This is a genomic window from Parafilimonas terrae (genome assembly GCF_900115755.1).
GTDB lineage: Bacteria > Bacteroidota > Bacteroidia > Chitinophagales > Chitinophagaceae > Parafilimonas > Parafilimonas terrae.
Genome location: NZ_FOXQ01000001.1, coordinates 651,549 through 664,175 on the forward strand (window position 1 = coordinate 651,549; position 12,627 = coordinate 664,175).

The following is a 12,627-nucleotide window of genomic DNA, read 5'->3' on the forward strand; positions in this document are numbered from 1 at the left end:
TCTAATCCATTTTATCAACTACCAGGTCGCCGAAATGCAGGCCTTTATCAATATTTGGATTTCCCTTATAATGAACCTGTGCGCTGCCAAAAGCAGTAATCTTAATCCTGTCTGAAACATTCAGTTTAAAATCAGCTTCGCCATAAGCAATTACACGGCTTGTGCTGCCATTAGTGGCAAGGCTGTTTACTTTGCCTTCGCCGTAACAGGTGTATTTCTGATTGTTGATAGTGCCGGATTTTATATGCAGCGAACCATCACCATACATAATGCTTGAAAGTTCGTTTGCATTCATTTCTTTAAATGTAACATCGGGCTCTCCATACATTCTCAACACAAACAAATCGCTTTCAACCGGCCCTGCACAAAGTATTGTTTCTTCGCCGCGAACAGAAAGTGCTTCCAGCGTTTTATAGGTTATAGTTACCGTTACAGATGTTTTAGGATACAGGGAATAAGTTTCCGTATAACCATCTCTATATTCTTTTTCATTCTTCGGAAAATCTTTGGCGCCATCCAGGTAAATACGAAGCGTATTATTATTTACTTCAATATGCAGCTTGCTTTCATCCACCTGTATGTCATCAATTTTTACACTTTCTTCATTACCCTGCACCAATGAAACCTGTATGTATGGACTAACAATAACTTTACTGAAATGGCTGATTTTTTTTGTTTGCGCAATAACCGTACTGGTTATAAGCAATAACAATGTTGATAGAAAAGCTTTAAATAAGTTCATGATTATTTTTTTACAATAATGTAAAACGAATTAGCTGCTTCTTTGTTACAGGCATTGCAAGATTTTTAAGGCTGCAAGCTATAAGCTGTGAGCCTTGAGCTACGAGCTTGTAACATTATGTTATTTAATTTATCATTGTTTACTTTTTAAACATTGCCTGCGGCGGTATTTGTATGATTAAGCGATTATATTTTTTAAACCACAAAGGCACGAGGTCACTAAGCTGCACGAAGAAATCATTGTGTTGCTTGTGCACTTTGCGCCTTTGTGGTTCATGTATTATTCACGTTTGACGCTTCACGATTCACGACAATCACTCCGTTCTTAAACTCTTTACAGGATTGGCGATTGCTGCTTTTATTGCCTGGAAGCTTACGGTTATTAATGTTACCATCAGCGCACCAACACAGGACACGACAAATATCCACCAGCTTATATCCGTTTTATAATTATAATGTTTTAACCAGCCGTTTAAATAATACCACGCCAGCGGAATGGCAACCAAACACGAAATGCCCACCAGCAATGCAAATTCTTTTGATAACATCTGCCATAAATTGAATACCGAAGCGCCCAATACTTTACGCACGCCAATTTCTTTCTTGCGTTGCTCTGCCACAAAAGATGCCAGCCCAAATAATCCTAAACATGAAATAAATATGGCAAGAATAGTGAAGAACGTAGCCAGCCTGCCTACGCGCTGCTCATCGGCAAACTTCTTTGCATATTCTTCATCATTGAACGAATAATCAAAAGGAGATGAGGGATTATATTTTTTAAACACCGCTTCAATTTTACCAAGCGCATCTTTTACGCCAACACCGGGTTTCATTTTTATGGAGATCACATTGGCCCAGTTGGGATCATACGTAAACACAGTAGGCGTTACCGGCTGGTAGGGCGACTCCATTACCATATCTTTTATTACACCAACAACGGTATAATTCCTGTCGTTAAACTGAATGGTTTGCCCAACAATATCCCGCTTCATATTAATTTGTTTAACCGCTGCTTCATTCAATATCATCCCAAGGCTGTCTGTTGCAAAATCTTTAGAGAAATCGCGGCCTTCTTTTATTTGCCAGCCAATGGTTTTGCCAAAATCAACTGTTACCCCAATTGTTCCGAATGAGGGCAGTGTGTTAGGGTCTTTCCCCTGCCAGTTAAACCCTATCTGGTTAGCATATACAGCCGTTGTGGGGCTTGACGATTCTGCCATATTTTCAACAGCGCCTGTTGCAATTAAATCGCTGCGCAAAGCATCATAATGGCCGTATAAATCGGGCGTTGTCATAGGTATGGTTATCAATCCTGCCTTATCATAATTCACCGGCCTGTTTTGTGCAAACAGAATTTGTTTATACACGATAATTGTTCCTATAATTAATGCAATGGAAAAGGTAAACTGCACCACCACCAATACCTTGCGTGGCAGCGATGCATATTTGCCCACGCGGAATGTGCCTTTTAAAACTTTTATCGGTTCAAACTTGGATAAATACAATGCCGGATAGCTGCCCGCAATCAATCCTGTAAGCAAGGTAAATGCAGTGGCAAGCAGCCAGAATGCGCCATTGCTCCAGGGTATGCTGATGCTCTTATCTGCCAGTTTATTAAACATGGGCAATAAAACAATAACCAGTAATATGGCAAGTGCAAAAGAAAGAAAAGCAACAAGCACAGATTCGCTTAAGAACTGGCTTATCAACTGGCTTTTTACAGAGCCTACTGTTTTACGTATGCCTACTTCTTTTGCCCGCTTCTCGCTGCGCGCCGTAGATAAATTCATGAAGTTGATGCAGGCCAGCAGCAATACAAAAACACCAATCACAGCAAACAGCCAAACAAATTGTATGCGGCCCGATGTTGCTTCTCCGTTTTTAAAATCGCTGTACAAATGCCATTTATCCATGGGATGAATAAACGCTTCTTCCACACCATCAGTAGCTGCATTTTTATGCACCATTACCACGTTCTTGATTTTAGCAGTAAGTTTTGCCACATCCACATTATCGTTCAACTGCACAAAGCATTGCCAGGAGTGATTATTCCATTGTGTTGCTGCCCGCTTCAGCCAGTCTTCGGTGGTAATATATTTTTTCCAGGGCAGGAAAAGTTTGGCATCGTATAAAGTGGTGTTATGCGGAAGGTCTTCAAACACACCAGCCACTTTAAAGTCATTCTTATTATCAAAACGTATGGTTTTATTAATGGCATCGGCATCACCAAACAAAGATTTTGCAATAGAAGCGCTGATTAACACAGAAGAAGGATCATTCAATGCATTAATATTCCCTTTTATCATTTTTAAAGAAAGCATGGAAGGGAAATTATGTTCCACCCACATACCTTGTCCGGTTATTTTTTTATTCCCAACCCCCAATACATGTCCAAAGTTCCAGGAAGCCATGGATATATTCTTAAAATCGCTGCCGTATTTGCTACGCAGTTCCTCACCTGCAGGCATAGCTACCGCAGCACTTGCTGATCTGGTTCCGTCGTTATCAACAAAAACAGTCATCAGCTGGGCAAGTTCTTTATGATTGGTATGATAATTATCATACGTAACCTCATCTGATATCCATAAGCCGATTAACATGGCTACGGCCATGCCTGCGGCAAGCCCAACAATATTAATGGCAGAATACACTTTGTTTTTAACAAGGTTGCGCCAGGCGATTTTGAAGTAATTTTTAAGCATTGTTTAAACCGGGATTTATATAATTTAAATGATTTTTACAGGCCGGCATTTTATAAAACCACACAGTACTTTAGCAACGGCATTAAAATGAAACAAGTGCAATGCCACGGAAAAAGAAGTTTATTTTCAGCTTGTTATAAAAATGGCAGTCGTAAAAACTGTACGAAATCGTACAATGAATTATTTGTTAGCGAACAGTGAGCGGTAAATCAACTTATTGCTATATACAATCAATAGCCACAGATGCACAGGTAAAAATCTGTGCATCTGTGGCTAAAAGAATACCCTCATCCGGGATATTTAATGCCCGGAACACAAAAAGTATTTACGTATTATTTGCGAAAGTCGGGATAAGGAAAACCTTTTCCTGTTTCGCATAGAAATTTCAGGCTTCTGAAAAAGAGCGCCCAATCAAAACTGCACGATGCAAATTCAGGCGTGTAGGCAGCCCATCCATCATGATGAAACAGCAGTACAGTTCCTTTGGCATGCGGAAGCAATTCAAATGTAAGCGTAGTTCCTACCCAGTCTTCAAAGCCCTTAAGGCAGCGCCATTTTACCTTACTGTATGGTTTAAGCTCTTCCACCCTTATTTCTTTAAAATAATCAGGGCCGAAAGCAAATCGCATAACATTGCCAACTTCCGGTTTTGCTGTCGTTTCGGTTGTCCACCAGCCGGCCAACCCTTCCTGTGTGGTTATTGCCTCATATAATTTTTCTGCAGGGGTTTCAATAAGCAGCCGGTGATAAATACTTTTTGTGGTTGCCTGCTCCGGGGTATCCGGCGTTGCCGCCTTTTCTTCTTCAACTTCTTTTGGCGTTGCTTTGCCTTTACCGGTTATAATAAGCGCTTTCAAACTATCCTATATATAGTGCGTCCATGCATCGTGGCAAATTTTAAAACATTCATACGCAGGTACCAATCCTTTTTGGGTAAATGTTAATTGCGTTTTGTTTTCTTTTTCACTAATCTCAAAAATTATATCCGTGTCTTTCCATTCACTCTTATCTTTTGTAAATACAAAGTAATTGTCCAGCACATGCCAAACCACTTTTTTGTTGGGAACAAGTTCAGTGATTTTCATTTTGCAACGATGCACATCCTGGTAGTGATATAAAAATTCGCTATTCAGTTTGTTGGTATCGCCTTCAATATTTTCAGACCACCAGCCACGTACATTGTTCACCGCATCAAAAACCTGTGCCGGTGTTGCATCAACCAAAATAGTTGTTGTAAAATCGTTGTTTTTCATAATCCTGTTTTTTTATTTTAAATAATATCTCCGCATTATTACATCAATGCGCCGGGTTCAAAAGTATTAACAGTTAACCACCATTAAGGGGTGTAAAACAGACTTTGTGACGGGTTAATTTAGACAAAATAAGTTTTTAACTTTACCACCATTAAATCTGCTAAGCAGGCTTTTTAAACCATTAAATTAATTCTATGAAACATCTTACCATATTAATACCAAATGCGCAAACAGGGCCTAATACCTTGTCGTGCATTATTGGCACATGGCATGTTTTTACCAGCGCTAATGAATACTGGAAAAAGAATGGGAAACGGCCGGCGTTTAACATAGAAATGGCCGGCATATCCACACACACAGATTTTGTAAACGGGTTGCTAAGCGTTATGCCCCAGGCAAACATTTCATCTATTAAGAAAACCGATCTTATTGTTATTCCCGCCATACAGGGAGATTTCAAAAAGCTTCACCAGGAAAATTTGCTGCTGGTAAATTGGATAAACGAACAATATAAAAAAGGGTCTGAACTGGCCAGCATGTGCACCGGCGCTTATTTGCTGGCTTCAACAGGATTGCTGGACAACAAAACCTGCTCCATTCACTGGAATGCAGTAAACAACTTCAGGGGCCTGTTTCCCAAAGTGATTGTAAAAGCAGAAAAACTAATAACTGATGAGCAAGGCATTTATACCAACGGCGGTGGTTATTCTTTTTTAAACCTCTTAATTTATTTAGTTGAAAAATATTACGACAGGCAAACGGCTATTTACTGCTCCAAGATTTTCCAGATAGATATAGACAGGCAAACACAATCTGATTTTGCAATATTCACCGGGCAAAAAGCGCATGGGGATGAAGTGGTAAAAAAAGCACAGGAGTATATTGAAAACAATTTTTATGAAAAGATATCTATGGAAAACCTCTCACAAAAGTTTGCTGTTGGAAGAAGAAATTTTGACCGGCGGTTTATAAAAGCAACAGGCAATACGCCGGTTGAATATTTGCAAAGAGTGAAAATTGAATCGGCCAAAAAGGCGCTGGAAACCACACGCAAAACCATTAGTGAAGTAATGTATGAAGTGGGCTATGCTGATGTAAAAGCATTCAGGGAAGTATTTAGAAAAATAACGGGCGTGTCGCCGCTGGAATATAAAAACAAGTACAACAAAGAAATGGCGTTTGGATAAGGCACTGCAAGCTGCGGGCTTACGATTCAAGGCAATTAAACTTCCCAAAAGGCAAAGCCCTATTCACTTCGCAATGCTTTAACCGGGTTAGCTACTGCCGCTTTAATTGCCTGAATGCTCACGGTTATTAACGCAATGCATAAGGCTGCTAAACCGGCAACAGGAAAATTGACCAGGAAATATGAATGCGGTAAAAAGTTTGCTTTTCCTGATATTCCGCCATGCGGTTTTTACATAATTCTTAAACATAATTATCAGTAAATTTGAGATACAATTAAATTTTTTTTAAATGGAACGTATTGTGATTGAAGTGGATGATGCTACGGCTAAAAAATGGCAGGAGGTTTCTCCTAAAATAAAGGAACAACTTGAAAAGAATATCGAAAGACAAATAGAAATTCTTTACCGTGGCGTGCAGGAAGACGAGTTCTTTACCCTGCTTGATAAAATAAGTGATGAAGCGGTAAAAAACGGGCTTACAGAAGAAATGCTTGAAAAATTGCTGAATGAAGAATGACTTATTTGTTATTGACACCAATACATTAATCAGCGCTTTTTTATTCAGATATTCCAACCCGAGAAAAGCGTTTGAATGGGTTGTTAAAACGGGAACAGTTTGTTCAAGCCTTGAAACATATAATGAATTTAGCGAAGTTTTATTGCGTCCAAAATTTGATAAGTATATTTCTCTTGAAGAAAGGTTATTAGCTTTAAAGGATTTCAAACAGCTTGCCCTATTTAGTGAAATACCGGAAACCATCACTGCCTGCCGTGATACCAAAGACAATAAGTTTCTTGAGCTGGCCGTAGCTACAAATGCGGCCTGCATCATTACAGGCGATAAAGATCTATTGGAGCTGCACCCTTTTCGCGGAATACCTATTTTAAGCGCTGCTGATTTTTTAAATATTGTCCGAAAGACTATTTGATTACCAGTACCCGGTTTCGTGTTTCCCGATTACCTGATATAAAATATTTTATTTTCCTACCTATCACTTATCACTCACTACACACAATTCCTTTCTTATTCCATTCTTAAACTCTTTACCGGGTTTATCAATGCTGCTTTAATGCTTTGATAAGCTACTGTCAACAATGCTATGGTTATTGCAAATAATCCTATTGTTATTGGTTAAGGAGGGGCAATATTTTCGTTTTGTGAATCGTTAAACGGGGAACGGGAAAGTTTCAAGTTGTTGCTATGAATTTGTAACAACTTGATAAGTTGAAACGTGAAATATTAATAGCGGCTTTGCGCCATAACGCTTTTGCATTCACGTTTGACGATTGACGATTCATGCCATTCATTCGCTTCGCAATGCCTGCACAGGGTTAGCTACTGCCGCTTTAATTGCCTGAATGCTCACGGTTATTAACGCAATTAAAATAGCTACAATACCAGCAACAACAAATATCCACCAGCTAAGCGTTGTTCTGTAAGCAAAACTTTGCAGCCAGGTATGCATAATCCACCATGCCACAGGAAATGCTATAACAGAAGCTATCAATACAAGCTTTGCAAAATCTTTCGACAACATAGCAACTATGCCGCTTACGCTTGCACCTAAAACTTTGCGCACACCAATTTCCCTGGCACGCTGTTCTGCCGCATACGTAACCAATCCAAACAAGCCAAGGCAACCGATGAAGATGGCAAACAAAGCAAATGTTATAAAGAGTTTACCTGTTTGCTGTTCTGCTGTATATACTTTATTAAAATCATCATCCATAAATGTATAGTTGAAAGGCTGGCCTGCTGTGGCGGCATTCCACCGCGTTTCAATTGTGTTTATTACCGAAGCAATATTTTTTGTTTTAATACGAACGGCAATACTGCCCCAATTTTCGCCTAACTGAATTATGAGCGGGCCAACATTATCATGCATAGAACTGAAATTAAAATCTTTTACAACGCCCACTATACGATAAGGAATAGCAGCACTTATAACATCGTTGCTGAAATCCGGCCGGTATAATGTTTCCTTAAGCGGTTCTTTTAAGCCAAGCACTTTTACAGCCGCTTCATTTAAAATTATACCAGTTGAATCTGAAGGAAAATCCTTTGAAAAATTCCTGCCCTTTGCTATGTTCATGCCAAGTGTTGGTATATAGTTTTCATCAATAAAAAAATTCGTTAGCACAACTGCTTTATCTGCATTCATGGTAGCATCACGAAACCATCCTTCGGTATCAAAGCTGTTACCGGTTGGCAGGTCGCCCGAAATAGTTGCATTTTCAACCCCTGTAATATTTAACAGCTCATTCCTGAATGAATGTATTTGTTTATCAAGATACCAGGCATTATGCAATACCAAAACCTGGTCGCGGTCATAACCAATTTTGCGGCTGCGTATAAAATCAAGCTGGTTATAAATTACAATCGTCCCAATAATAAGTATGATGGAAATGCTGAATTGAAAAACCACGAGGCTGCTGCGCAACCAGCTACTTTTAAAGCCCTTTGCTATCTTTCCTTTTAATACATCTATGGGTTGAAAGGATGATAAATAAAATGCAGGATAACTGCCGGCAATAATGCCCACTACAATAACCAGCGCAAGCATTACCGGGAATAACCAGGTTGAGAACAAAGTGCCGATGCTCATTTCTTTACCCGAAAGCTGGTTGAACAAAGGCATTAACAGCATAGCTATTACAATAGCAAGCGCCAGTGAAAACAGGCATATTAAAATTGATTCCGTTAAAAACTGTGTGATAAGATGTGTGCGCAATGAACCTGCTACTTTTCTTATGCCTACTTCTTTGGCGCGGTTGGCAGAACGTGCCGTGGAAAGGTTCATGAAATTTACGCAGGCAATCAATAAAATAAAAATGGCAATAACAGAAAAAATATAAACATAGTTAATGTTGCCGTTTGCCTCTATTTCATATTGTTTATCTGAATGCAAATGAATATCGGTTACGGGCATTACATAATAGTTAAAATGCCCGCCGGTTTTTTTAAGATCATCTAATGAAGCGTGCAACTGTCCCTGCAGTTCTTTACCCAAATAATTATTAATGGTTGCATCTACATCTTTCTGCAGTTTTTGTTTTGTTACGCCTGGCTTTACCAACACATAATTATACCGGTTGTTGCTGAGCCAGCTTGGATTGTCTTTGCCGCGTGGCCGGATAAAATGAAAATGAAAATGCGACTGCTTCGGAATATCTTTTATTACACCCGTTATTTTACAATAATTGTCGTTATCAACAATTAAAGTTTTACCAAGCACATCTGTTGTATTGAAATATTTTTTGGCGGTAGTTTCATCAATTACAATTGAATTAGGATCACGCAATGCAGTTAACGGGTTGCCTGCAATCATTGGTAAAGAGAACACTTTAAAAAAAGTGGAGTCTGCAAAGGCCGCGTGATCATCCTGTACGTTGCGGTTATCTTTTTTCACAAGAATGCCACCCTGGTTGTCAACCCTCGTTATTTCTTCCACTCCGGGAAAATCTCTTTTCAAAGCGGGGCCCAGCGGGTCGGGCGATACCGCGAAAATGGCTGAAGTATTATTAAAAAATATATCGGCATCTATGCGGTATATACGCTCTGCATTGGGATAATATTTATCGTAACTTAATTCATCCACCACATATAGTACGATCAATAAGCAAACGGCCAGCCCCGATGCCAGCCCGATAATATTAATGGCCGAAAAGCCCTTATTTTTCCATAGGTTGCGCAATGCAACTTTCAAATAATTTTTAAGCATTGATATAAATTAAAAGTTAAGCAGTACGCAGGTATTACGTTTTATTCCGCAATATGTTACCATTGCTGTTAAATATTTACAGGCTATAATCACAGCAATGCTGTCTTATAAAGAGGTTGCCCAATTTGGTTAATTTACCCTGCAGTTTGTATCTTCAATTTATTTTAAAAGATTCGCCACATGAAAAAAGCATTTTTAGTAATTATAACAACTGCATTAATGTTTACAAGCTCGCATATAAACGCTCAGCAAACTGCATTAACCGACAAACAAATAAATGCATGGTTTGCTAAAAAAGACTGGCTTGGCGGCGCCCCGCTTCAACCGCATAAAACAATAAACAAGGCTGAGCTGGCAAGGCAATATCAGCTCAATCAATCTTATTGGGACAAGGCTTTTGCATTTTTGAAAAATAATGATCTTGAAAAATTAGGCGCCGGCCGGTATGCTATTGATGGCGATAATGTTTATGCTATGATAACCGAAGCGCCTACTAAAAATTTAGACGATGCAAAATGGGAGTCGCACCATGATTATATTGATTTGCAGGCCGTAATAAGTGGTGAAGAAAAGATTGGCATGACGCCTGTTTCAAAACTAACCGTAACCATGCCGTACGATGCTTCAAAAGATTTAGCCAATTATTCAGGCGATGGAAAGCTCTACGATGCTTTTCCCGGCACATTCTTTCTTTTCTTTCCCGGCGAGGCGCACCGGCCGGGCATTACCACAAACGGAAATAAGCCCGATAAAAAGCTTGTTATAAAAATCAGGTACACAGAATAATCCTTTTTCAGTTTATGTATTTTTAGTTTTAAAAAGATTAATGCAGCATTGCATTTAATCACGGCATGGTTTTTAATCTTCTTTCAGTAAGAAGTTAACCATGCAAATAAAATTTATAAAGACACCACTATACATTTTGTTGCTGATGTTACTGGCTTCCTGTGCTTCAAACAAAAAAACAGCAGGGCCTGTAAACTATACAAAAGACCTGCCTGAACCTTACGCTACCAAATCAAAAATGAATTTCAGTAATGTGATTGGCTGGAAAGCAAATGAAAAGCCTGTTGCGCCGGAAGGGTTTAAAGTGAATTTATATGCAGAAGGCTTTTACAACCCAAGATGGATGTATGTAACGCCTAATGGTGATGTGCTGGTTACCGAAGCTAATACTGAGGTTGGTTTTTTCAAGAAGATTGGCGCTGTTATTATTGGCGCAAATAAAGCAGATAATCTTGGCGAAAGCGCTAACCGCATTACCATTTTGCGGGATGCCGATGGTGATGGCATTCCTGAATTAAAACAGACTTTTATTGATAATTTAAACAAGCCTTTTGGAATGCTGATTATTGGCAAATGGCTGTATGTTGCCAATACTGATGCTTTGTTGCGATTTCCCTATACACCCGGCGAAACGCGTATAACAGCAAAACCTGAAAAACTCATTGACCTGCCTGGCGAAGGCCGGCACTGGACAAGAAATATTATAACAAATGCTGACAGCACAAGGATTTATATTGCCGTGGGTTCATCAAGCAATGTGGCAGAAAATGGGATGGATAAAGAAATAAACCGTGCAGACATCCTGGAAATTAATACAGATGGCAGCGGCATGCGGGTGTATGCATCAGGCTTGCGTAACCCCGTTGGTATGGCATGGGAACCTGCAACAGGTATTTTATGGGCTGCCGTAAATGAGCGGGATGAATTAGGCGACGATCTCGTGCCTGACTATCTTACCAGCATAAAAGAAAACGGCTTTTATGGCTGGCCTTATTTTTATTATGGCACACATATAGACCCACGGTTGAAAGATGAAGCAGCCAAAGCTTTAATTAAAGAGGCTATTGTGCCCGATGTTTCATTGGGCTCGCATACAGCATCGCTGGGTTTGGCATTTGGCAATAAAAGTAACTTCCCTGAAAAATATAAAACCGGTGCATTTATAGCACAGCATGGTTCGTGGAACCGCTCGCAGTTATCCGGTTATAAGGTATTATATGTTCCTTTTAAGAACGGAAAACCGTCAGGCCCTCCGGAAGATTTTCTTACAGGATTTATCGCTGATTTGAATAAAGAAAAAGTGCATGGCAGGCCTGTGGGAATCGTGTTTTTAAAAGATGGTTCAATGCTGCTAACAGATGATACAAGCAACCGCATCTGGCATATAACTTATACCGCAGATAAATAATATTCTTCAAAAAAAATTTTTTAAATTAATTCCTACTAATTTGGTAGGAATTAAAATTGTTGCTAATCTTGCACTACAAATTATAAAATCAAAAACCTATTTCTTTATGCATACAATGCGATGTTGCCGCCTGCATAAAATGATCAGGCAATAATACTTACATAGTTATTACTCAATAATCTTTTTTGAAAAATAATCATTCATTAATAAATATATTACCATGCAAACACAAACAAAGGGCAAGCTGCACATCCGCATTGCAGTGTATGGGCTTAAAGTAGTTACAAATAATATAGCTGCGCTAATTCGTGATGGTAATCCGCAAACATTAAATTTCATTGTTAACAATAAAGAAATAGGTGAAGACGGATGGCCGGGCCAAAAGAAATCTATAACGATTATGTACTGTTATGACGATGGCCCGTTGTTCATAGCTGCCGCAAGGGAAAACGAAGTTTTAACTGTTGGCATTAAAGAGTTTGAAAGATCAAATTCAGCGCCACGGCAAACACCTGTGCATGAGCAAAGGTTGTCTGTTCTTGGCGCCACATACGGGCCCGATGATGTAACCTATAAAATTAAAACCCTCATAAGCCCGTTTAATACTTTATCTTTTAAGGCAGACAATTTCACTTTTGGGGATTCATGGTATGGGGTAGCCAAAACGCTTATTATAATTTTAGGTTTTGGCAAAGATGTGATGCGGGTAGAAATGTTTGTAGAACGCGAACAATGCTATATTGACCTGAAAGATTTTTCTCTTTCCAATTATACTGTGATGATTGCATAATTGAGGCCTTTTTTCCAGGTTTTATTGGCATAGCAAAA

General features: G+C 39.2%; 11 protein-coding genes. 6 read left to right on the forward strand and 5 right to left on the reverse strand.

The features are described from left to right. Position 1: 1 nt before the first annotated feature. The 4 genes from BM015_RS02850 to BM015_RS21695 all read right to left on the reverse strand — a co-directional run bounded on the left by BM015_RS02850 (position 2) and on the right by BM015_RS21695 (position 4,696). Entirely contained in the window at positions 2 to 742 is a 741-nt protein-coding gene (locus tag BM015_RS02850; RefSeq protein WP_090654276.1) for a head GIN domain-containing protein, read from the reverse strand. 313 nt (positions 743 to 1,055) lie between these two features. Further along, on the reverse strand, positions 1,056 to 3,443 hold the full coding sequence (locus BM015_RS02855; RefSeq protein ID WP_090654279.1) for an ABC transporter permease: 2,388 nt from the start codon (positions 3,441 to 3,443) through the stop codon (positions 1,056 to 1,058). 332 nt (positions 3,444 to 3,775) lie between these two features. After that, positions 3,776 to 4,300, reverse strand: coding sequence for an SRPBCC family protein (locus BM015_RS21690; RefSeq protein WP_245751183.1), 525 nt, complete (start codon positions 4,298 to 4,300; stop codon positions 3,776 to 3,778). Positions 4,301 to 4,306: 6 nt separating this feature from the next. Beyond that, the gene (locus BM015_RS21695; RefSeq protein ID WP_218148416.1) at positions 4,307 to 4,696 is read right to left on the reverse strand and encodes an SRPBCC family protein; all 390 of its coding nucleotides are present in this window, start codon (positions 4,694 to 4,696) and stop codon (positions 4,307 to 4,309) included. A gap of 194 nt (positions 4,697 to 4,890) precedes the next feature. Here BM015_RS21695 and BM015_RS02865 point away from each other — a divergent pair, with 194 nt between their 5' ends. From BM015_RS02865 to BM015_RS02875, 3 genes are all read left to right on the forward strand, one after another. Further along, complete coding sequence (locus BM015_RS02865) at positions 4,891 to 5,883, forward strand: GlxA family transcriptional regulator (RefSeq protein ID WP_090654281.1); 993 nt, start codon at positions 4,891 to 4,893, stop codon at positions 5,881 to 5,883. Positions 5,884 to 6,172: 289 nt separating this feature from the next. Next, positions 6,173 to 6,400, forward strand: a complete 228-nt coding sequence (locus BM015_RS02870; RefSeq protein ID WP_090654283.1) for a hypothetical protein — start codon at positions 6,173 to 6,175, stop codon at positions 6,398 to 6,400. Then, entirely contained in the window at positions 6,390 to 6,812 is a 423-nt protein-coding gene (locus tag BM015_RS02875) for a putative toxin-antitoxin system toxin component, PIN family (protein WP_090654284.1), read from the forward strand. Before BM015_RS02870 ends, BM015_RS02875 begins: the two co-directional genes overlap by 11 nt. A gap of 375 nt (positions 6,813 to 7,187) precedes the next feature. On the opposite strand, the gene BM015_RS02880 is transcribed toward BM015_RS02875, so the two are convergent. Further along, complete coding sequence (locus BM015_RS02880) at positions 7,188 to 9,605, reverse strand: ABC transporter permease (protein WP_090654286.1); 2,418 nt, start codon at positions 9,603 to 9,605, stop codon at positions 7,188 to 7,190. Positions 9,606 to 9,785: 180 nt separating this feature from the next. Between BM015_RS02880 and BM015_RS02885 the strand changes: the two genes are divergently transcribed. The 3 genes from BM015_RS02885 to BM015_RS02895 all read left to right on the forward strand — a co-directional run bounded on the left by BM015_RS02885 (position 9,786) and on the right by BM015_RS02895 (position 12,589). After that, positions 9,786 to 10,391: a NanQ anomerase/TabA/YiaL family protein gene (locus BM015_RS02885; RefSeq protein ID WP_090654288.1), complete on the forward strand. Its 606-nt coding sequence runs from the start codon at positions 9,786 to 9,788 to the stop codon at positions 10,389 to 10,391. Between the two features lie 100 nt (positions 10,392 to 10,491). Beyond that, positions 10,492 to 11,799, forward strand: a complete 1,308-nt coding sequence (locus BM015_RS02890) for a PQQ-dependent sugar dehydrogenase (protein WP_245751185.1) — start codon at positions 10,492 to 10,494, stop codon at positions 11,797 to 11,799. Between the two features lie 220 nt (positions 11,800 to 12,019). Then, entirely contained in the window at positions 12,020 to 12,589 is a 570-nt protein-coding gene (locus BM015_RS02895) for a hypothetical protein (protein ID WP_090654291.1), read from the forward strand. Positions 12,590 to 12,627: the final 38 nt, after the last annotated feature.